At 67.4% G+C, this 20,393-nt stretch carries 21 protein-coding genes; 8 read left to right on the top strand and 13 right to left on the bottom strand.

Going from position 1 to position 20,393, the window contains the following annotated elements; translation table 11 throughout:
• Window positions 1–8: 8 nt before the first annotated feature.
• Window positions 9–461: an azurin gene (gene azu, locus AC1Q5B_RS04370; protein ID WP_492630501.1), complete on the bottom strand. Its 453-nt coding sequence runs from the start codon at window positions 459–461 to the stop codon at window positions 9–11.
• A gap of 153 nt (window positions 462–614) precedes the next feature.
• Complete coding sequence (gene phhA / locus AC1Q5B_RS04365) at window positions 615–1,499, bottom strand: phenylalanine 4-monooxygenase (protein WP_492630500.1); 885 nt, start codon at window positions 1,497–1,499, stop codon at window positions 615–617.
• Window positions 1,500–1,628: 129 nt separating this feature from the next.
• Between phhA and AC1Q5B_RS04360 the strand changes: the two genes are divergently transcribed.
• From AC1Q5B_RS04360 to AC1Q5B_RS04350, 3 genes are all read left to right on the top strand, one after another.
• Window positions 1,629–2,108, top strand: coding sequence for an Lrp/AsnC family transcriptional regulator (locus AC1Q5B_RS04360; RefSeq protein WP_492630499.1), 480 nt, complete (start codon window positions 1,629–1,631; stop codon window positions 2,106–2,108).
• Between the two features lie 60 nt (window positions 2,109–2,168).
• Window positions 2,169–2,471, top strand: a complete 303-nt coding sequence (locus AC1Q5B_RS04355) for a putative quinol monooxygenase (protein ID WP_492630498.1) — start codon at window positions 2,169–2,171, stop codon at window positions 2,469–2,471.
• A 173-nt stretch (window positions 2,472–2,644) separates the two neighbouring features.
• Window positions 2,645–3,256 (top strand): HD domain-containing protein, encoded by a 612-nt coding sequence (locus tag AC1Q5B_RS04350; RefSeq protein ID WP_492630497.1) that lies wholly within the window; start codon window positions 2,645–2,647, stop codon window positions 3,254–3,256.
• Between the two features lie 61 nt (window positions 3,257–3,317).
• On the opposite strand, the gene AC1Q5B_RS04345 is transcribed toward AC1Q5B_RS04350, so the two are convergent.
• On the bottom strand, window positions 3,318–4,355 hold the full coding sequence (locus AC1Q5B_RS04345; RefSeq protein WP_492630496.1) for a patatin-like phospholipase family protein: 1,038 nt from the start codon (window positions 4,353–4,355) through the stop codon (window positions 3,318–3,320).
• 296 nt (window positions 4,356–4,651) lie between these two features.
• Between AC1Q5B_RS04345 and AC1Q5B_RS04340 the strand changes: the two genes are divergently transcribed.
• Entirely contained in the window at window positions 4,652–6,949 is a 2,298-nt protein-coding gene (locus tag AC1Q5B_RS04340) for a TonB-dependent receptor (protein ID WP_492630495.1), read from the top strand.
• A 153-nt stretch (window positions 6,950–7,102) separates the two neighbouring features.
• Here the strand turns inward: AC1Q5B_RS04340 and AC1Q5B_RS04335 are convergent, their stop codons facing one another.
• Window positions 7,103–7,888, bottom strand: coding sequence for a rhomboid family intramembrane serine protease (locus tag AC1Q5B_RS04335; protein ID WP_492630494.1), 786 nt, complete (start codon window positions 7,886–7,888; stop codon window positions 7,103–7,105).
• Window positions 7,889–7,975: 87 nt separating this feature from the next.
• Complete coding sequence (locus tag AC1Q5B_RS04330) at window positions 7,976–8,935, bottom strand: TerC family protein (protein ID WP_492630493.1); 960 nt, start codon at window positions 8,933–8,935, stop codon at window positions 7,976–7,978.
• 242 nt (window positions 8,936–9,177) lie between these two features.
• On the opposite strand from AC1Q5B_RS04330, the gene AC1Q5B_RS04325 reads away from it, so the two are divergent.
• Together AC1Q5B_RS04325 and AC1Q5B_RS04320 are read left to right on the top strand one after the other, a co-directional pair.
• Window positions 9,178–10,347, top strand: coding sequence for a class I SAM-dependent rRNA methyltransferase (locus tag AC1Q5B_RS04325; protein WP_492630492.1), 1,170 nt, complete (start codon window positions 9,178–9,180; stop codon window positions 10,345–10,347).
• An 11-nt stretch (window positions 10,348–10,358) separates the two neighbouring features.
• Window positions 10,359–11,018, top strand: a complete 660-nt coding sequence (locus AC1Q5B_RS04320) for a 3-keto-disaccharide hydrolase (protein ID WP_492630491.1) — start codon at window positions 10,359–10,361, stop codon at window positions 11,016–11,018.
• Window positions 11,019–11,154: 136 nt separating this feature from the next.
• On the opposite strand, the gene fabV is transcribed toward AC1Q5B_RS04320, so the two are convergent.
• Both fabV and AC1Q5B_RS04310 read right to left on the bottom strand, forming a co-directional pair.
• Window positions 11,155–12,372: an enoyl-ACP reductase FabV gene (fabV, locus tag AC1Q5B_RS04315; protein ID WP_492630490.1), complete on the bottom strand. Its 1,218-nt coding sequence runs from the start codon at window positions 12,370–12,372 to the stop codon at window positions 11,155–11,157.
• A gap of 165 nt (window positions 12,373–12,537) precedes the next feature.
• Window positions 12,538–13,974: an amino acid permease gene (locus tag AC1Q5B_RS04310; protein ID WP_492630489.1), complete on the bottom strand. Its 1,437-nt coding sequence runs from the start codon at window positions 13,972–13,974 to the stop codon at window positions 12,538–12,540.
• A gap of 261 nt (window positions 13,975–14,235) precedes the next feature.
• Here AC1Q5B_RS04310 and AC1Q5B_RS04305 point away from each other — a divergent pair, with 261 nt between their 5' ends.
• A complete protein-coding gene (locus tag AC1Q5B_RS04305; protein ID WP_492630488.1) occupies window positions 14,236–15,621 on the top strand; it encodes a DNA recombination protein RmuC in 1,386 nt (461 codons plus the stop codon).
• Window positions 15,622–15,685: 64 nt separating this feature from the next.
• Window positions 15,686–16,045 carry a hypothetical protein gene (locus AC1Q5B_RS04300; protein ID WP_492630487.1) on the top strand — a complete coding sequence of 120 codons (360 nt, stop codon included), beginning with the start codon at window positions 15,686–15,688 and terminating at the stop codon, window positions 16,043–16,045.
• A gap of 99 nt (window positions 16,046–16,144) precedes the next feature.
• Here AC1Q5B_RS04300 and AC1Q5B_RS04295 read toward each other — a convergent pair whose 3' ends face one another.
• The 6 genes from AC1Q5B_RS04295 to AC1Q5B_RS04270 all read right to left on the bottom strand — a co-directional run bounded on the left by AC1Q5B_RS04295 (window position 16,145) and on the right by AC1Q5B_RS04270 (window position 20,305).
• Window positions 16,145–17,146 (bottom strand): MlaA family lipoprotein, encoded by a 1,002-nt coding sequence (locus tag AC1Q5B_RS04295; RefSeq protein WP_492630486.1) that lies wholly within the window; start codon window positions 17,144–17,146, stop codon window positions 16,145–16,147.
• A 29-nt stretch (window positions 17,147–17,175) separates the two neighbouring features.
• A complete protein-coding gene (locus tag AC1Q5B_RS04290) occupies window positions 17,176–17,478 on the bottom strand; it encodes an STAS domain-containing protein (protein WP_492630485.1) in 303 nt (100 codons plus the stop codon).
• Window positions 17,462–18,124 carry an MlaC/ttg2D family ABC transporter substrate-binding protein gene (locus AC1Q5B_RS04285; protein WP_492630945.1) on the bottom strand — a complete coding sequence of 221 codons (663 nt, stop codon included), beginning with the start codon at window positions 18,122–18,124 and terminating at the stop codon, window positions 17,462–17,464. Before AC1Q5B_RS04285 ends, AC1Q5B_RS04290 begins: the two co-directional genes overlap by 17 nt.
• Window positions 18,125–18,132: 8 nt before the next feature.
• On the bottom strand, window positions 18,133–18,675 hold the full coding sequence (gene mlaD, locus AC1Q5B_RS04280; protein ID WP_492630484.1) for an outer membrane lipid asymmetry maintenance protein MlaD: 543 nt from the start codon (window positions 18,673–18,675) through the stop codon (window positions 18,133–18,135).
• Between the two features lie 3 nt (window positions 18,676–18,678).
• Complete coding sequence (locus tag AC1Q5B_RS04275) at window positions 18,679–19,431, bottom strand: MlaE family lipid ABC transporter permease subunit (protein WP_492630483.1); 753 nt, start codon at window positions 19,429–19,431, stop codon at window positions 18,679–18,681.
• Between the two features lie 85 nt (window positions 19,432–19,516).
• Window positions 19,517–20,305: an ABC transporter ATP-binding protein gene (locus tag AC1Q5B_RS04270; RefSeq protein ID WP_492630482.1), complete on the bottom strand. Its 789-nt coding sequence runs from the start codon at window positions 20,303–20,305 to the stop codon at window positions 19,517–19,519.
• Window positions 20,306–20,393 lie beyond the last annotated feature (88 nt).

Here is a 20,393-nt window from a genome sequence, read left to right as displayed (position 1 = left end):
TGGGCCGGTCATTCGAAGACCAGTACGCCCTTCATCATGTTCCAGTGGCCGGGGAAACTGCAGAAGAAGGTGTAGTCGCCGCCCTTCCGCAGCCGCGACGTCGGGAACACCACTTCGGTCGTCTGCCCGCCGCCGATCACCGGCGTATGCGCGATCACACGCGCGTCGTTGCGCGGCACGTAGGCATCGGCCAGTTTCATGCGCCCGCCGGCCAGCCCGACGTCGCGATGGTGGCGCGTTTCCGTCAGTACCCAGTTGTGCCCCATCGCCTGCGCCGGCATGCGGCCGACATGCTTCAGCACCACCCGCAGCTGTGCGCAATCGCCGGGCACGCGGATGGTCTTCAGGTTGAAGGTCATCATGTCCGTCGCCTCGATCGTCACCGCGCAGTTGCGGGCGAAGGCCGGAGCGGACAGCAGCGTGAGCGCCAGCAGCGCGAACAAGGAAAAGAGTCGGGGCATGGGTACGCGCGCGATGGGCAGAGTGGAGATTGTAGAGCCGAGCTTGCTCGGCTGCTCTCCGGGCCATCATCGTGGTCGTTGACCGCAAGGCGTCGAACCGACTCGAAGCTACGAGCCAAGGCAGCGGAGCAAGCTCCGCTCTACGGTTGACCGTCAGACGTCGCCGCCGTCGGCCCAGCCTTCTCCCGAGCCGCGCGTATAGACCGTATCGCCGTCGCGTACGTCGCCGGCCGGGATCGCGTCCTGCTTGTCCAGCTGCGCATAGATCGGCGTGAAGTCCGGCGCGGTCGCGTTCATCAGCTGCTCGAAGCTGTCGATGACGAAGTAGGTCTTCTGGAACGTGTCGATGCGGTAGCGCGTACGCATGATGCGCTCCAGGTCGAAGCCGATGCGGTTGGGCGCGTCGGACTCCAGCGAGTACAGCGACTCGCCCTTCGACGACACGATGCCGGCACCGTAGATGCGCAGGCCGTCGTTCGTGTTGATCAGGCCGAACTCCACCGTGTACCAGTACAGCCGCGTCAGGTGCTGCAGCGCCTCCGTGCCGATGCCGTGCGCCTTCACCCCGCCCTTGCCGTACGCCTCCATGTAGTCGGCGAACACGGGGTTCATCAGCAGCGGCACGTGGCCGAACAGGTCGTGGAACAGGTCGGGTTCGGCGATGTAGTCGATCTGGTCCGGGCGGCGGATCCACCACGTGACCGGGAAGCGGCGGTTGGCCAGGTGGTCGAAGAACTCCAGTTCGGGCAGCAGGCCTTCCACGCCGACCAGGGTCCAGCCGGTAGTGGCGCGCAGGACCTGGTTCAGTTCATCGAAGCGCGGGATGCGGTCCGGGGTCATGCCCATCGCGTCCTGCGCCTGCAGGAACTCGTCGCAGGCGCGGCCGACCAGCAGCGCCCGCTGGCGCTCGTACAGCGCGCCCCAGGTGGCGTGGTCGTCGGCCGGATACTCGGCGGGCTGGTCCACGATCGCGGTCGTATAGACCGGCACGTAGCCCTTGTCGGTCTGCTGGTGCTCGACGCGGCGCGGCTCGTTCATGGCGGTTCCCCGGATGGATTGGTGACCTGACGATGCTAGCGGCAGAGCCGCGCAACAGGCTTGCAAAGTTGCGTCCATACCGACCAATGGCGCAATGATCGTGCATGAACAGGCTATCCTGTGCAGCATATGACCGAATCGACGACGCTGGACCGCACCGACCTGCGCCTGCTGGCCCTGCTGCAGCGGGACGGCCGCGCGACCAATGCCGACATCGCCGCGCAGGTGAACCTGTCGCCGTCGGCCTGCCTGCGCCGCATCCAGCGGCTGGAGGCGACCGGCGTGATCGCGGGCTACGCGGCCCGCGTTGATCCCAAGGCCATCGGCATGGGCCTGCAGGCCTTCGTCCGCGTGCAACTGGAGAGGCACGACCCCGCCAGCGTCCAGCTGTTCGGCGATGGCGTGCGGGCACGGGACGAAGTGGTGGCCTGCTACGCGCTGACCGGCGACATGGATTACCTGCTGCATGTCGTCGTGCAGGATCTGGAGCACTTCTCGCGCTTCCTGTTGGACGGGCTGCTCAACGCCAGCGGCGTGGCCGACGTGAACTCCAGCTTCGTGCTGCGCGCGGTGAAGACCGACGCCGGACTGCCGTTGCCGAAGGCCTGAACGAGGACATCGTCTGTCCGTGTTGCGTGCTACAACGCTCGCCACTTCGCAGGAGCCGCCATGTACGGACTGATCGGCAAGATGCGCGCCACGCCCGGGCAGCGCGATGCGCTGCTCGCGATCCTGCTCGAGGGTACCGATGCGATGCCGGGCTGCCTGAGCTATGTCATCGCGCAGGATCCGGCCGATGCGGACGGGATCTGGATCACCGAAGTCTGGACCGATGCGGCCAGCCACAAGGCGTCGCTGTCGCTGCCCGCCGTGCAGCAGGCCATTGCGAAGGCGCGGCCGCTGATCGCCGGCTTCGACAGCCACGTCGAGACGGTGCCGGTGGGTGGGCAAGGTCTGCGTTCGTCCCTGTAGGAGCCACGTGAGTCGCGACCGCATGCCCACCCTGCCGGGATGTCATGAAGCGCGGTGATTCTCGGCTGATTTGCCGCGTGGCCTTTCCTCAAGCATCAAGGCGGTCATGCCGTGCGGTCGCGACTCACGTCGCTCCTACAATGGGCGCATCGCGCTAGGCCCGGACGACATTCATGGATAACTTCCTTACCTCCTGGCAGCGCGCCTGGACCGGCATCGGCGCGGTGGGCGAGGGCGGTGCCCTGTTCGCGCAGTTGAGGGCGGCCTACGCGGAACCGCAACGCCACTACCACACGCTGCAGCACCTCGGCGAATGCTTGGCTGCGTTCGATGAAGCGCAGGGATTGGCCGAGCATCCGCATGCGGTCGAGATGGCGCTGTGGTTCCACGATGCGATCTATGACGTCAAAGGCCATGACAACGAACAGCGCAGTGCCGACTGGGCGCGCGATGCGCTGCTTGCAGCCGGTGTCTCGAGCGAAGCAGCACAGCACGTGCACGACCTGGTGATGGCGACGCGGCATACCGCGGTGCCGAGCGGTCGAGATGAGCAGTTGCTCGTCGATATCGATCTGTCCATCCTCGGCGCGGAACGCGCACGCTTCGACGAGTACGAACAGCAGATCCGCAAGGAATACAGCTACGTGCCGGGCTTCCTGTTCCGGCGGAAACGGAAGGAAATCCTGCGGGGCTTCATGGATCGCCCGGCGATCTACAGCACGCCGCATTTCCACGATGCGCTCGAGGCGAGGGCGCGCGACAACCTGCGTCGCGTGACCGCATAGAGCCGGGCTTGTTCGGCTCCGCACGGAGGCCGGAGCGAAAAGCAGCGGAGCACGCGCCGCTCTACGGCTTTACGGGTTGCCCGGCGGCATCGCACTTCACGTCGCGGCCGAACAGGCGCCCCAGGCGCGACGGCTCTTCCAGGCAGCGCGGATCCGGCTTCGGCGGCGCGTGCTTCGCGGCGTGCGCGGCGGTGCGGGTGCGCTGCAGCTCCGCCAGCTTCGCCTTGATCTGCGGCATCGCCGCCAATGCGGCTCGCTCGCCTTCGAGGATGGCGTTGTTCTTCTGCTCGAAGTCGGCCGGGCCGATGTCGTTGACCTTCGGGCGGATGACGATGTCGGCGCGCGCCAGTTCCTGTTCGCCCAGGCGCTGGCCCATGATGCCGATGGACTGGTTGACGATGCCCAGCATGCTGCCGGGCTTGGTGCCGGGCGCCTTGGTGGAGATGTCCACCGCGATGACGAAGTCCGCGCCCAGCTGGCGCGCGGCATCGACCGGCACCGGGCTGACCACGCCGCCATCCACGTAACTGGCCTTGCCGATGACCACCGGCTCGAACACGCCGGGAATGCTGCTCGACGCGCGCACGGCCTGGCCGGTGTTGCCGCGCACGAACACGGTGCGCTCGCCGGTTTCGAGCTGCGTGGACACCGCGGCGAACGGCTTCTTCAATTGCTGGATGGTGCGCTTGCCGACCAGGTCGTTGACGTAGTCCTGCAGCTTCTGGCCCTGCACCAGCCCGCCGGAGAACAGGCGCACGTCGCGGATCTTCGCCTCGTCCAGCGAGAACGCCTGCTTCTGCATCTGGAACGGGTCCATGCCGCTGGCATACAGCGCGCCGACCACGCTGCCGGCGCTGGTGCCGGAGACGATCTGCGGTTCGATGCCGTTGGCTTCCAGCATCTTGATCACGCCGATGTGCGCGAAGCCTTTCGCCGCGCCACCGCCCAGGGCGATGCCGACCTTCAGTTTCGGCGCGGGCGGCACCGTCGCGACGGGCGCTGGCGGGGGCGTCGGCTTGACGTTGTCGCCGCCGCACCCGGCCAGCAAGACGGCACAGAAAGCGAACAGGAAAGGACGCGAACGGCGGATTAGGCGCATGAGGACCGGGCAGGGGAGGGCGACCAGCGGCGGAGGATACCGTGCGTGATCGCAACGAAGACCAACCGCAACCCATGCGCCCGGGACGTCGACGCTCCCGGCGGGAGCGCTTTTCCATCAATCGAACGTACGCAAGGGCCGGCGCGGGTACGGAAACCGGTCCTTGCCGGATCGTGGTCGTGGCCTTCGTCGGAAGCGGGACTTCCGGCCATTGCCCCCCTTGTTGCTGTAATGCAACATTCGCGTGCTAGCGCCCCCGTGCGCCCCGAACCCCACCCACTCGGAAAGCCACCACCATGTCCCCAGTCCGCCCGGCCGCCCTCCGGCCGCAACGCCTTGCCTTCGCCATCGCCGCGCTGCTGCCGTTCGGTACCGCGTTCGCCCAGGAAACGCCCGAGCCCGCCGCGCAGAGCGCGACCACGCTCGACGCCATCGAAGTGACCGCACAGCGCAAGGTCGAGAACATCCAGGACGTGCCGGTTTCCATCAGCACCGTCAACGCCGAACAGCTCGGCGTGCTGGCCTCCGGCGGCACCGATCTCCGCTTCCTGTCGGGCCGCGTGCCCAGCCTCAACATCGAGTCCTCGTTCGGTCGTGCGTTCCCGCGCTTCTACATCCGCGGCTACGGCAACACCGACTTCCGCCTCAACACATCGCAGCCGGTCTCGCTGGTGTATGACGACGTGGTGCAGGAAAACCCGATCCTGAAGGGCTTCCCGTTGTTCGACCTGGAGCAGGTGGAAGTGCTGCGTGGTCCGCAGGGGTCGCTGTTCGGCCGCAACAGCCCGGCCGGCGTGGTGAAGTTCGAATCGGTCAAGCCGTCGCAGGAAACCAGCGGCTACGGCAAGGTCGGCTACGGCACCGACGACATGTGGAACCTCGAAGGCGCGATCGGCGGTGCCCTGAGCCCGAACTGGTCGGCCCGCGCCTCGGTGCTGTTCCAGCGTCGCGACGATTCGGTGAAGAACGCCTACCCGGGCCCGAGCGACGGCTACGAGGGTTACGACGAATCCGCGGGCCGCGTGCAGTTCCTGTACGAGGGCGAAGGCTTCCAGGCGCTGCTCAACGCGCACGCGCGCAAGCTGAATGGCACCGCCCGCCTGTTCCGCGCCAACATCATCCAGCCGGGCACCAACAACCTGGTGCCGGGGTTCGACCGCGATGAAGTCACCCAGGACGGCTTGAACTATTCGGAACTCGAATCGCAGGGCGCGAGCGCGCGCCTGAGCTGGGACATCGGCGAATACAAGCTGTATTCGATCACCGGCTACGAAAGCGTCGAGACCATGAACCGTGGCGACATCGACGGCGGCTTCGGTGCCCCGTACGCACCGGGTGGCCAGTACGGCCCGGGCTTCATTCCGTTCTCGTCGGAAACCGCCGACGGTATTCCGAAGCATGCGCAGTGGACGCAGGAGTTCCGTATCGAATCGGCCTATGCCGGTCCGTGGAACTGGCAGGCGGGCCTGTTCTATTTCGACGAGGACTACCGCGTCGAAAGCTTCAGCTACGACTCGATCTTCAGCAACGGCGCACAGAGCGGTTACCAGCGCATCCGCCAGACCAACGATTCCTGGGCCGTGTTCGGCGCCGCCACCTGGCAGGCGACCGACAAGCTCGAACTGCGCGGCGGCCTGCGCTACACCGTGGACAAGAAGGAACTGGGCGTCGAGGCCTACAACGGCACCAAGGGCGATCTGGCCGGCCTGCTGGCCGCGCAGCAGGCGGCATTCGCTGCCGGTGATGCCGCCGATCCGTTCCTGACGGCGTCGCCGGAAGACAAGAAGCTGAGCTGGGACCTGTCCGCGGTCTACAAGCTCAACGACGACACCAACCTGTTCGCGCGCGTCGCCACCGGCTACCGCGGCAGCAGCATCCAGTCCGCCGGCGACTTCAACGACAAGACCGTGGCCGGACCGGAAACGTCCACCGCGTTCGAGGCCGGCATCAAGACCGACTTCTGGGACAAGCGCGCGCGCCTGAGTGCCAACGTCTTCTATTACGAAGTGAAGGACCAGCAGCTGACCGCGGTCGGCGGCGCCAACAACTCCAACATCCTGCTCAATGCCGAGAAGAGCACCGGCCAGGGTTTCGAGCTGGACTTCCAGGCGTACGTGCTGGACAACCTGCTGCTGACCCTGGGCAGCAGCTACAACGACACCGAGATCAAGGACCGCGACCTGGCCGTGTCCGTGTGCGCGCAATGCACCGTGACCGATCCGCTGGACGCCAGCGGCAAGGCGCTGATCAATGGCAACCGCCTGCCGCAGGCACCGGAGTGGGTGCACAACCTCACCGCACGCTACAGCATCGGCCTGGGCGACGGCAGCGAGCTGTACGTCTACACCGACTGGGCCTACCGCAGCGAGGTGAACTTCTTCCTTTACGAGTCGCGTGAGTTCACCGGCAAGTCGTCGCTGGAGGGCGGCCTGCGCGTCGGCTATGGATGGGACTACGGCAACTACGAAGTGGCGCTCTATGGCCGCAACATCACCGACCAGACCCGTATTGTCGGCGGCATCGACTTCAACAACCTGACCGGCTTCCTCAACGAGCCGCGCACGGTGGGCGTGGAGTTCAGCGCGAAGTTCTGATCGCCGGTGGCCGTGGGAGCGACGTAAGTCGCGACGGGTGAGCCACCGCCTGTAAGAGAGAAAGGCAGACCGTCGTGGTCTGCCTTTCTTTTTGGCGGCCTCCTGCGTCCGGCTTTCATCGTCTCGCGACTCACATCGCTCCGGCAGGAAGCATCACGATGTCGGCGGATCCCTCGGCGGGAATCGCAGCACCACGCCGCGCCTTTCCTCTTCCGGATGCTCCGGGCGTACCCACAGCAACGGGACTTCGCGTGGTGCGGGCAGTTCGAGTTCGTCGTCGTCGCGCGAGGCCGCCGCTTCTTCCTCGATCTCCCAGCTGTACTTCTTGCGCGGCAGTTCGGGATCGAGGCGACGGAACAGGAATGCGGCGATCAGGCCCGCGACCGCGCCACCCAGGTGCGCCTGCCACGACACGCCGGCTTCGCGCGGCAGGATGGTCAGCACCATGCCGCCGTAGAACAGGAAGGCGATCATGCCCGCCGCGATCGCCGCGCGGTCGCGGCGCAGCAGGCCCAGCATGAAGATCATGAACATCAGGCCGTGGGTCAGCCCGCTGGCCCCCAGCGTATGCGTGCCGGGATCGGCCAGCAGCCACGGCCCCAGGCCCGAACCGAGCCACACCAGCGGAATCGCCCAGAGCGTCGCGCGCGGATAGACCGCACCGGCCAGCGTGCCGAGGATCAACAGCGCCGACGCGTTCGCTGCGATGTGTTCGAGCGAGCCGTGCAGCAGCGGTGCGGTCAGGATGCCGAGCAGGCCGTCGATCGACAGCGGCGTGATGGCGAACGCCCGTATGTCGAAGCTGTTCTGCGCCGAATACACCATCGCCAGCAGCAGCACGAAGGCCAGGCTCAGGTTGAGCGCGCGCAGGATCCGCTTGCGGTCGTAGCGCTGCTGCGTTTCCGGATCGAACGCCGGATCGTCGGGATGCAGGTCCATGGTCCAGTTCTGGCGGCGGGCCCGGCGATTGCAAGGCCGGCCGCCGATGGACAGACCATCCCGCGGGCGGGATGGTCTGCTGCCACGTCAGGCCGCCGGCCCGGTCTTCTGCGGCCGCGCCAGGCTCAGCGCGACGGTCACCGCCAGGATCGCCGCCACCGTACCCAGTGCCCACGGCACCGGAATCTTGTAGAGGTCGATCAGCAGCATCTTGATGCCGATGAAGCCCAAGACCACCGCCAAGCCATACGGCAGCAGGTGGAAACGGTCGGCCATGCCGGCGAGCAGGAAGAACATCGCGCGCAGGCCCAGCACCGCGAACACGTTCGAGGTCAGCACGATGAACGGGTCGGAGGTGATCGCGAAGATCGCCGGGATGCTGTCCACCGCGAAGATCACGTCGGTCACGCCGATCAGCACCAGCACCACGAACAGCGGCGTGAACCAGCGCGTGCCGTTCTCGCGCACGCTCAGCCTGTCGCCGCGGTAGCCGTCGGTCAGCTTCAGGTGGCCGCGCATCCAGCGCAGCGCCGGGTTCTTCTCCAGGTCCGGCTCCTTGCCGGCGGCGAACCACATCTTGATGCCGGTCAGCAGCAGGAACGCACCGAACAGGTAGAGCAGCCAGTGGAACTTCGCCAGCAGCGCCGCGCCCGCGAAGATCAGGATGCTGCGCAGGACGATCGCGCCGAGGATACCGATCACCAGCACGCGCTGGCGCTGTTCCTCGGGCACGGCGAAGTAGGTCATCACCATCAGGAACACGAAGATGTTGTCGACCGCCAGCGCCTTCTCGACCAGGTAGCCGGTCAGGAACTCCAGGCCCACGCGGTTGGCCTCGACCAGGCCGGCGGTCTCGTTGACGTACCACCACAGGGCGCCGTTGAAGACCATGGCCAGCGCGACCCAGCCCAGGCTCCACCACATCGCTTCCTTGAACGTGACCTTGTGCGGCCCGCCATGGCGCATCAGCACCAGGTCGACCAACAGCGCGATCACCACCAGGCCGCCGAAGCCGGCCCACAACCAGGGGTTGCCAATCGTTTCCATCGAGATTCCCGAAATAAAGTGGAGGACGGCCGCAGGCGCGGACATCTCGGAACCGGGAAACGGGGATCCGGGGTATGCCTTCGCCATCGCGGCGAAGGTCTCGCTCACAGCCCGGTGGGCTGCCGTGGGACCGGAGCATCGCTGCTCGAAATGACGGCCTGCACGTCGGGAGCTACTCCCCTTCTGCCGCGGATTGTCCGGGTGGCGCCCGGCCGGGTCAACCGGGCGGGTAAAATGCGTTCATGAACACGCCCAACCCGACCGTACGCCTGAAGAACGCCTGGCGTTCCAGCCACCCGTGGATCTTCCAGAAACTGGTCGAGAAGCCCGCCCAGAAGCCCAAGCCCGGCAGCCTCGTCGAAGTGGTCGGCGTGGACGGCGAGTGGATCGGCCGCGGCTTCTACAACGGCCATTCGCGCATCGCCGTGCGCATCCTGGAGACCCACCCCGACATTCCGGTCGACGCGGGCTGGTTCTCGCGCAAGATCGCCGACGCCGTGTCGCTGCGCCGCGACGTGCTGAAGCTGGACGCGACCACCGACGCCTGGCGCGTGGTGCATGCCGAGGGCGACGGTCTGTCCGGTCTGGTGGTGGACCGTTACGGCGACCTGATCGTGGTCGAGTTCTTCGCCGCCGGCATGTTCCGCCACCGCGAGTGGATCTACGAGGCGCTGCGCGAGCAGTTCCCCGGCTGCCGCTTCCACAGCTTCGCCGACGAGCACGTGCAGAAGCAGGAAAGCTTCGAGTTCCATGGCAACACGACGACCGAAGCCGCCGTCATCACCGAGTACGGCGTGAAATTCCGCGCCGATCCCGCGGGCGCGCACAAGACCGGGTTCTTCGCCGACCAGCGCGAGAACCGCGAGTGGTTGAGCCGGCAGGTGGAAGGCAAGACGGTGCTCGACCTGTGCTGCAACACCGGCGGCTTCGCCGTCTACGCGGCGGCGCGCGGCGCGTCCGAGGTCATCGGCGTGGACATCGACCAGGACGTGATCCAGATCGCCAAGGGCAACGCCAAGCTGAACAACGCGCGGCCGAAGTTCGTCCAGGCCGACATCTTCCCGTACCTGCGCGATGCGGCGAACCGCGGCGAGCAGTACGACGTAGTGATCCTCGACCCCGCCAAGATGACGCGCGACCGCGAACAGGTGATCGCCGCGCTGAAGAAGTACCTCGACATGAACAAGCTGGCGCTGGGCGTGGTGAAGCCGGGCGGCCTGTTCGCGACGTTCTCGTGCACCGGCCTGGTCAGCGAGGAGCAGTTCCTCGACATGCTGCGCCGCGCGGCGTACTTTTCCGGCCGCACGATCCAGATCCTCAAGGTCGCCGGCGCCGGTCCGGACCATCCGTTCATGGCGCACGTGCAGGAATCGCGCTACCTGAAGGCCGTGTTCTGCCGCGTGGTCGACTGAGCATGCACGGCGTGCGGATCGCCACGGTCCTGCTCGCCGCCCTGGTGGCTGGTTGCGCTTCGACCCATGACGCGCCGTGGCAGTCGCTGGCCGATGCCGGCCAGTGGCGCAGCGTCGGCGCGTCCACGCTGGACGCGCGCTGGCGGTCCCATGACGGCGAACTCGCGCTGACCGCGGCCGGTGGCGGCGACATCATCAGCATCGACACTTACGGCGACTTCGAGCTGGAACTGGAATGGCGGCTGCCGCCCGGCGGCAACAGCGGCCTGTTCTATCGTGCGGTCGATGCTTCGCCGATCTGGGCGCGTGCGGTGGAATACCAGCTGCTCGACGATCGCGAGGCTGAAGACCGCGTCATCCCCAGCCATCGGGCCGCTGCCGTGTACGACCTCATCGCACCCGCACGCGACGTGCTGCGGCCGACCGATGAGTACAACCAGGCCCGCATCGTCGCCTGCGGCCCGCGCGTGGAGCATTGGCTCAATGGCGTGCGCATGGCGGCCTACGATCTGGACAGCGATGACTGGAAACGTCGCGTCGCCGCCAGCAAGTTCGCCGGCCAGGCGGAGTTCGCCAAGGCGCGCAGCGGGCACCTCGGCCTGCAGGATCATGGCAATGCCGTGTACCTGCGCAACATCCGTATCCGCGCGCTGGGCCGGGAGTGCTCGTAGATTCTGTTGTGGGAGCGACGTAAGTCGCGATGACCCCGTGCAGCGATCTGCCATCGCGACTTACGTCGCTCCCACAGGAAAGACCCATAAAAAAGGCGGGCCTGAACCCGCCTTTCTCGTACATCAAGCGAGACGCTTATCCTTCCGGCGACAGCTCGATGCAATCGAACCGCACGTCCGGATTCACGTCGGCGTCGTAGTCCACGTCACTGCGCTCGAAGCCGAACAGCTTCAGGAACTCATGCTTGTAGTTCGCGTAGTCGGTCAGCTGGAACAGGTTCTCGCTGGTGACCTGCGGCCACAGCGCCTTGGCCTGGGCCTGCACGTCCGGTTTCAGTTCCCAGTCGTCCAGGCGCAGGCGGTTCTCGTCGTCGGTCTCGGCCGGTGCGCCGTCGGCGCGGTACATGCGGTCTCGGAACAGGCGATCGAGCTGCTCGATGGTGCCTTCGTGCAGGCCCAGCGCCTTCATCACCTTGAACACGATGCTGATGTACAGCGGCATCACCGGGATCGCGGAACTGGCCTGCGTCACCACCGACTTCAGCACGGCGACATTCGCGGTACCGCCGGTCTTCTTGAGCCGTGCGTCGAGGCGCTGCGCGGTCTGGTCCAGGTCGACCTTCGCGCGGCCCAGCGCGCCGTGCCAGTAGATCGGCCAAGTGATGTCGGTGCCGATATAGCTGAAGGCCACGGTGCGTGCGCCGTCGGCCAGCACGCCGGCCTTGTCCAGCGCGTCGATCCAAAGCTCCCAGTCCTGCCCGCCCATCACGGTGACGGTGTCTTCGATTTCCTGCTCGGTGGCCGGCTCGATCGTCGCCTGCGTGATCTGGTCCTTGTTGGTGTCGATGGCGGTGGACGTGTACGGCGCGCCGATCGGCTTCAGCGCCGAGCGCTTCACTTCGCCGGTCGACGGCAGCTTGCGTACCGGCGAGGCCAGCGAATAGACCACCAGGTCGACCTGGCCGCCCATCTCCGCCTTGATCAGCTCGATGACCTTGGCGCGTGCTTCGTCGGAGAACGCATCGCCGTTGATCGAGCGGCTGTACAGGCCGGCTTCCTTCGCCGCCTTGTCGAACGCGGCCGAGTTGTACCAGCCCGCAGTGCCGGCCTTCTTCTCGCTGCCGGGCTTCTCGAAGAACACGCCCAGCGTGTCCGCGCCGAACCCGAACGCCGCGCTGATGCGCGCCGCCAGGCCGTAGCCGCTGGACGCACCGATCACCAGCACCTTCTTCGGCCCATCGCTGCGCACGCCCTGCGCGCGCGTGGCGGCGATCTGATCACGCACGTTGAGCTCGCAACCGAGCGGATGGGTGGTGGTGCAGATGAAGCCGCGGACTTTGGGATGGATGATCAACGTCGTAACCCGGGGGATGGTGTGCCTGCGCGGCATCTTAGTGCCGTGGACGCCGGGAATGAAGCGCCGGCGCTGCACACGCCTGCGTATGGCAAGCGCGGATCCCTACAGGCAAAGAAAAAGCGGGCCGAAGCCCGCTTCCTCGAAGCGCGGATGCCAGCGCGCTTATGCGTCGCCGCCCCTGGCCAGCATGCTGTTGCGACGGCTGTAGGCGAGGTAGACGACGATGCCGACCACGTTCCAGATGAGGAACCACAGCTGCGTGCGGTGCGGCAGGCTCCAGAACAGGTACAGACAGCCGAGGATGGCGATCGGACCGACCACCCACGCCAGCGGCGTGCGGAACACGCGCGGACGCTCCGGTTCGCGCGTGCGCAATACCAGCAGGCAGACGCCGACGGCGACGAACGCCGCCAGCGTACCGGCATTGGCGAGCGCGGCGATTTCATCCAGGCGCGCCACGCCGGCCAGCGCGGCGACCAGCACGGCGGTGAACACGGTGATCGCCACCGGCGTGCCGGTGCGTGCATTGACCTTCGACAGGCCGCGCGGCAGCAGGCCGTCGCGCGACATCACGAAGAAGATGCGGCTCTGGCCGTAGAAGAACGCCAGCAGCACCGTCGGCAGTGCGACGATCGCGACGATGCCGATCACCAGCGCGGCGGTGCCGTGCCCGAGTTCGCGCATGATCAGCGCCAACGGCTCGGCGCTCTGGCCGAACACGGTGTAGCTCAGCGCGCCGACCGCCGCCACCGCCACCAGCAGGTAGATCAGCGTGCAGCCGACCATCGAGCCGATGATGCCGATCGAGAGGTCGCGGCCGGGGTTCTTGGTTTCTTCGGCGGCGGTGGAGATCGCATCGAAGCCGTAGAAGGCGAAGAAGATGATCGCCGCCGCCGCCATCACGCCGCGTTCGACGCCGTCGGGTCCGATCGACTTCGGGAAGCCGTACGGCATGAAGGGCTGCAGGTTGTCCGGATTGAACGCCGGCAGCGCGACTGCGATGAACACGGCCAGCGCGATCAGCTTGAACACCACCAGGATGGCGTTGAGCGTGGCGCTCTCGCGCGTACCGGCGATCAGCAGGCCGGCGACGGCGAAGGTGATGACGATGGCGGGCACGTTGATCACGCCACCCGCGTGCGGACCGGCGGACAGCGCCGCAGGCAGGGTGACGTTCCAGCCGAAGTTCTGCTGCACCCACTCGAGGAAGCCGACGAAGTAGCCGGACCAGCCCACGGCCACCGTGCTGACCACCAGCGAGTATTCGAGGATCAGGCTCCAGCCCACGATCCAGGCGATCGATTCGCCGAGTACGCCGTAGCTGTAGGTATAGGCGCTGCCGGCGGCCGGCATCATCGTCGACAGTTCGGCATAGGCCAGTGCGGCGCAGGCGCAGACCACGCCGGCGACGACGAAGGAGATCAGCACGGCGGGTCCGGCTTTCTCCGCACCGACGCCGATCAGCGTGTAGATGCCGGTGCCGACGATGGCGCCGATGCCCAGCGCCACCAGGTGCGGCCAGCTCAGCGTGGGAACCAGTCGCCGGCCTTCTTCGTGCTCGGTGATCCGGTCGATGGATTTGCGCCGTAGCCAGGTCATGGAAACTCCTCGGGATGCGTCAACGGACAGCGCGCGGGCGGTGCGCCAGCGCAGGCGGGTCGGGGGGATGATCCGCGGCATGGCGCCCGCGGCCGCCCGCAGCCTAAGCGGCCGGGGCCGGCGCTGGCAATCGGCGGCGCACCACGCGACACCGCCTTCGCGCGGAGACGACGGTCCGACGGGATCGGCGCTGCCGCACGTTCGCGCCGCGTGCCCGTCGTCCGCCTCAGGCGGTGAGACGGCAGCAGCTACACTGTCCGCATGGATTCCCAGACCTTGCTCATCCTGCTGCTCGTCCTTGTGGCCATCGCCGTTGTCCTGCTGGCGGTGCTGGTGCTGCGCCGTCCGGAAGCGCGCATCGGCGACCTGCTGGAGCGCGCGCTGCGCGACGAGCAACGCGAAGGTCGCAGCGAACTGCGCGAACAGCTGGAAGGCCTGTCGCGGGCCCAGGAAATCCGCATCGACGGCTTCGCGCGCAGCCTGGCCGACCTCAGTACGCGTACCGACCAGCGCCTGGACGTGCTGCGCGATACGCTGAGCGAAGACGCACGCAAGGGTCGCCTGGACGCCTCCGAATCCCAGCAGCGCTTCGCCGACGCGCTAGGCCAGCGTCTCAACGAACTGACCCAGCGCAACGAGCAGCGCATCGGCGAGATGCGCACCACCCTGGAAGGGCGCCTGAAGGAACTGCAGGTCGACAACGCGCAGAAACTGGAGCAGATGCGCGCCACCGTGGACGAGAAGCTGCAGACCACGCTGGAGGCGCGGCTCGGCGCGTCGTTCAAGCTGGTGTCCGAGCGGCTGGAACAGGTGCAGCGCGGCCTGGGCGAGATGCAGCAGCTCGCCACCGGCGTCGGCGATCTCAAGCGGGTACTGACCAACGTCAAGAACCGCGGCAGCTGGGGCGAGGTGCAGCTGGAGAACATCCTCGAGCAGACCCTGACCCAGGAACAGTACGCCCGGGGCGTGAAGGTGCGTCCCGACAGCGGCGAGATGGTGGACATCGCCGTGCGCCTGCCCGGCCGCAGTCCGGACGACGTGCCGGTCTGGTTGCCGATCGATTCCAAGTTTCCCAGCGAGGACTACGAGCGCCTGCTGGATGCGCAGGACCAGGGCGACGCCGAGGGCGTGCGCCAGCAGGGCGCGCAGCTCGAGCGTGCGATCCGCACGCAGGCCAAGTCGATCAGCGAAAAATACGTCGTGCCGCCGCACACCACCGATTTCGCGGTCATGTTCCTGCCCACCGAAGGCCTCTACGCGGAAGTGATCCGTCGTCCCGGGCTGGTCGACCTGTTGCAGCGCGAACACCGCGTGGTCGTGGCGGGTCCGACCACGGTCACCGCGCTGCTCAACAGCCTGCAGATGGGTTTCCGCACGCTGGCCATCGAACGGCGCTCCAGTGAAGTGTGGGTGTTGCTGGGCGCGGTGAAGAGCGAGTTCGGCAAGTTCGCCGGCATCCTGGAAAAGGCCGAAAAGCAGATCACGACCGTCGGCCGCAGCCTCGGCGAAGCCAGTCGCAAGACCCGCACGATCGAGCGTCGGCTGCGTGGCGTGGAATCGCTGGGCGGCGAACAGACGCGACAACTGCTCGGCGACATCGGACTGGACGGCAGCGACGAGGACGAAGCGGACGACGAAACAGAATAAGGGTGTCGGCTTCGCGGCGATGATCTACCCTCGTCCGTCATCCTTCCCCTTCGGAATCGTCACGATGCGCCTGGCCCTGATGGTGTCCTCACTGCTCGCGCTCGCCGGCTGCACCACTACCGCGCCGGCAACCGACTCCTCCGCCGATACAGCCGTCACCGCTGCGCAGTGCGCCGCCTCCGGTGGCCAGATGCAGCCGCTGGGTCGTCTGCAGCGCATGCAGTGCGTGGTGGCCTACGCCGACGCCGGCAAGGCCTGCAGCAGCAAGGCGGACTGCGCCGGCCAGTGCCTGGCCAGCGGCGATGAGGCGTTGGTGCCGGGCGCGAAGGCCACCGGGACGTGCCAGCGCGATGTCAGCCAGAACTTCGGCTGCCGGCAGCGGATCGATGGCGGTGTGGCCCAGGGCACGATCTGCGTCGACTGATCTCATCGAGGGCACCCGCGTCGCGGTGCATCGCATCGGCTACAGGACGAAAAAAAACCGGCGCATGCGCCGGTTTTTCTTGGTGTCGCGATGATCGGATCAGCCGCCGTTGATCTCCGGCATCGGCATGGCGTCGGCCGGCACGGTCGGGTTGTTCTCGTCCTGCAGGTATTCCGGCAGCTCGTCTTCGGTCTGCTGCTTGCTGCTGCGGTGGCTTTCGATCTGGTAGTTGCGGCGCTGCAGCCACGAGTCGCGGACCAGCGCGTAGTCGTCCACCGCGCCCTCGCGCAGGCTGTCCAGCGACAGCAACTGCGCGCGCGTGTCCACCAGGTTCAGGCCCTGCAGGAAGATCCGCGTCTTGTCGTCTTCCACGTAACGGGTCGGACTGAGTGGCATGTCGCCGGCCAGGCCGAGCACGTCGCGCACCGTGCGCGGACCGAAGAACGGCAGCTCCACGTAGCGCGAACGCCGCCAGCCCCACGTGCCGAGCGTCTGCCCGAAGTCCTCGCTGCGGCGCTTCATCTTCAGGTCGCTGGCGGGATCGAAGATGCCGCCGATGCCGACCGTCGAGTTCAGCAGGAAGCGGCCGAACGTCTGCGTGGCATCACGCGGGCGGCCCTGCAGCAGCTGGTTCACCATCGTCAGCGGCTGGCGCAGGTTGTCGAAGAAGTTGCCGACGCCGAGCCGTATCGGACGCGGCACGGCGGCGACGTAGGCGCGCGCCAGCGGCCGTGCGACGGCTCGGTCGACCGCGTTGTTGAACGCGTGCACCTTGCGATTGAACTTTTCCCACGGGTCGTACGCGACGGGCGACTGGGCCGGGGCGGGCAGGGTGGAATCGGCGACCGGGTCGTAGGCACCCTGGCCATAGATCGCGGCGAAGTCGTCTTCGCCTTCCGACGCCGTCGCGGTGGTGGCCGGCGGGGCGGGCGCGTCGATACTCGCGGGGTCGATCGGCGGCTCGGGCGGCAACGGCGCCGTGGCGGTGCTGTCGATCACCACCGCATCGGCCGGCGCCGCCGTCGAGGGGGGAGGTGCCGACGCACAGGCGGTCGCCAGGGCGGCCAGCAGGACGACGGTACTGAGGCGGAACAGATTCATCCTGATTCCTGCAAACGGCGGGGGTGGGGTTACGCCGGGAAATCCAGTTCCGGCGTCAGGCGATATGCGGCCTGAAGGTCGGCCAGGCCAGCGGGCTGGCCTTCCAGGCGTGGGGTGGTGCCGCTGGCGCGAAGACGTGCGGCCAGTTCCGCCAACAGTGCCAGCCCGGCGCTGTCGACGGTAGTGACGTTGGTCAGGACAATGCGTTGCGCGCCGGCCGACTGCGCCGAGGCTTGCCGCCACAGCGCGGCCGCGGCGGTGCGGTCCAGCGCGCCCGCGAAGACGAGCGCGTCGCCGTCGCGCCGGACGCTGGCGTCAGTTGCCGCCGGCACTGCCGTTGACCTGCAGCTTGCCGGACTTCAGGTCCGCCGCCACCTGGGCGATGGACTTCTGCCGCAGCGGCGTGTCGAACTGGGTCTTGAACGTCTGCACGAAGGACACGCCTTCCGGCAGCACGTCGAACACCTTCCACTGGCCGCCCACGTTGCGCGCGTAGAAGGTGATGGGGGTGACGGTCTGGTCGGCCTGCACGAACTCGGTGTCGACCTTCACGCCGCGGCCGCCGGGCAGCGGCGATTCGGACTTCACCCGCACCTTCAGGCGCGCGTTGAAGTCCGCCAGGCGCGCGCCGTAGGCGGACAGCAGGCGCTCGGTCAGGGCCTGGCCGAACAGCTTCACGTCGGCATCGGAGGCGCCTCGGCCGTGCACGCCCAGCACCAGGCGGGCGGCGTAGTCGCCGTCGAACAGCGTGTTGAACTCGCCGGTCACGAACTGGCGCAACGCAGCGGGATTCGACTTGAACTCCGCGCGACGCTGGTCGAGCGTGGTCAGGATGCGCGTACTGCTGCTCAATACGACCTGGCTGGCGGTGTTCTGCTTGGCGGCGGCGGCCGGTGCGGCGGCCTGCGCGAAGACGACGGCTGGTGCGGACGCCAGTAATGCGGCCGACAGCACGACGGAGAGCAGGGAGGGCTTGATGGAGGTCTTCATGGGGTCGGTCCTTCCTTAACGGGGGGAGCGGCGGTCTCGCCGCTGGCCGGGGTCTCCCCGGAGCCTGCGTCGGCATTGTTGGCGCCGCCGCTGAACATGTACTTGCCGGCCAGCTGCAGGAGATCCACGGCCGGCTGCGTGAAGGCGATCTCCTCGCCCGGCTTGAGGACCTCCGGATCTCCGCCCGGCGACAGGCCAATGTAGTTCTCGCCCAGCAGGCCGCTGGTGAAGATGCCGGCCGCGGTATCGGCCGGCAGGTCCTTGTACTGGCTGTCGATGGACAGCGTGACCAGCGAGTCGAACTTGACCGGATCCAGGCGGATGTCGGCCACCTGGCCGATCACCACGCCGCCGATCTTCACCGGTGCCTGCTTGCGCAGCTGGCCCAGGTTGGAGAAGCGCGCGGTCAGCTCGTAGCTGCCGCCGCCCACGCCGAAGCGCTTGTTGGTGGAAGCCAGCGCCAGCACCAGCAGCGAGGCCAGGGCCAGCAGCAGGAAGGCACCGACGGCGAATTCGAGGCGGGGTCCACGGACGGACATGGGTCAGCTCCTGAACAGCAATGCAGACATGACGAAATTGAACATCAGCACCAGCAGCGAGGCGTTCACCACCGCACGGGTGGTGGCCACCGAGGTGCCTTCGATGGTCGGCTCGGCGTGGAAGCCCACGTAGGCCGCGACCAGCGCGGCGGTGCCGCCGAACACGGCCGACTTCAGCAGCGCCACGCCGAAGTCGTCCCAGAAGTCGACGCTGTTCTGCAGCGCCGACCAGAACGTGCCGTTGTCGAGGCCCAGCACGTGCACGGCCTCGAAGTAGCTGGCACTGATCGCCAGCGAGCAGAAGAAACCGGTCAGCAACGGCACCGTCAGCACCGCCGCCCAGAAGCGCGGCGCCACGGCCTTGGCGACCGGATCGATGGCCATCAGTTCCAGCGCCTTGATCTGGTCGGTGGCGCGCATCAGGCCCAGCTCGGCGGCGATCGAGCTGCCGGCGCGGCCGATGAACAGCAGCGCGGTCAGCACCGGGCCCAGTTCGCGGTACAGCGACAGGCCCAGCAGCGTGGACAGCGCGTCGCTGGCGCCGAACGTGGTCAGCGTGCGGTAGCCCTGCAGCGTCAGCACCAGGCCCACGAACGCGCCACCCACCGCGATGATCGGCAGCGAGCGCCCGCCGATCTTGTAGATCTCGCGGGTCAGTTCGGCGAAGAAGTCGTGGGTCGGTTTCGACGCGCGGAACACGGACAGCGAAAACAGGCCGGCGCGGCCCAGCGAACGGGTGGCGGAGACGAACGGCATCAGGACAGATCCCCCTGTGCAGGGTTCGGCCCCTCCCCCGCTTTGCGGAGGAGGGGGCTCATGGGGAGCACCTCGAAGTTCCTCGTCACGCCGCCGCCCCGCGCTTCACCGCATCGAACGCGATCGGGCCATCCGGCTCGCCGCGCAGGAACTGCTTCACCAGCGGGTCCGACGAAGCTTCCAGTTCCGCCGGCGTGCCGGAGAACACCAGGCCACCGTTGGCGATGACCACCGCCTGGTCGGCGATCGGCAGCGTTTCGTGCACGTGGTGGGTCACGATGATGCTGGTCAGGCCCAGCGTGTCGTTGAGGCGCTGGATCAGGCTCATGATCACGCCGGAGGCGATCGGGTCCAGTCCGGTCAGCGGCTCGTCGTAGATCATCAGCGGCGGGTCCAGCGCCAGCGCGCGGGCCAGCGCCACCCGGCGCGCCATGCCGCCGGACAGCTCGCGCGGATACGCATCGGCGGCGGCGCGCAGGCCGACCGCGTTCAACTTGAATTCGACCAGCCGGCGGATCAGTGCGTCCGGCAGTGGCGTATGCGTGCGAAGCGGCAGCGCAACGTTCTCGGCTACGGTCAGGTCGGTCAGCAGGCCGTTGCCCTGCAGCAGCACGCCGATGCCCTTGCGCATGTCCAGCAGCGCGCGGCTGCGGTGCGGCACCGGCTGCCCGAACACCTCCACCGTGCCGGCCGCCGGCGGCAGCTCGCCGGTCAGCGCGGCCAGCAGCGTCGACTTGCCGCTGCCGGACGGACCGAGCACGGCGGCGATGCCGCCGCGGGGCACGGTCAGGTCGATGCCGCGCAGGATCGTGCGGCCGCCGCGATCGAGGCGGAGGCCGGACAGGTGCACGGCAGGGGCGTCGGCAAGCGTCATGGGCGTCGTCGGCGGACCAGCAGGGGAGTTAACGGAAAAACAACGGCGTAGCTTCGCGGCCAGCGGCTGAACATAAACCGTACCGCGC

Source organism: Pseudoxanthomonas sp. GW835-FHT14C01, from assembly GCF_058793715.1.
Note: the sequence above shows the minus strand (reverse complement) of the source record. Positions and strands in the feature narration are given on the sequence as shown.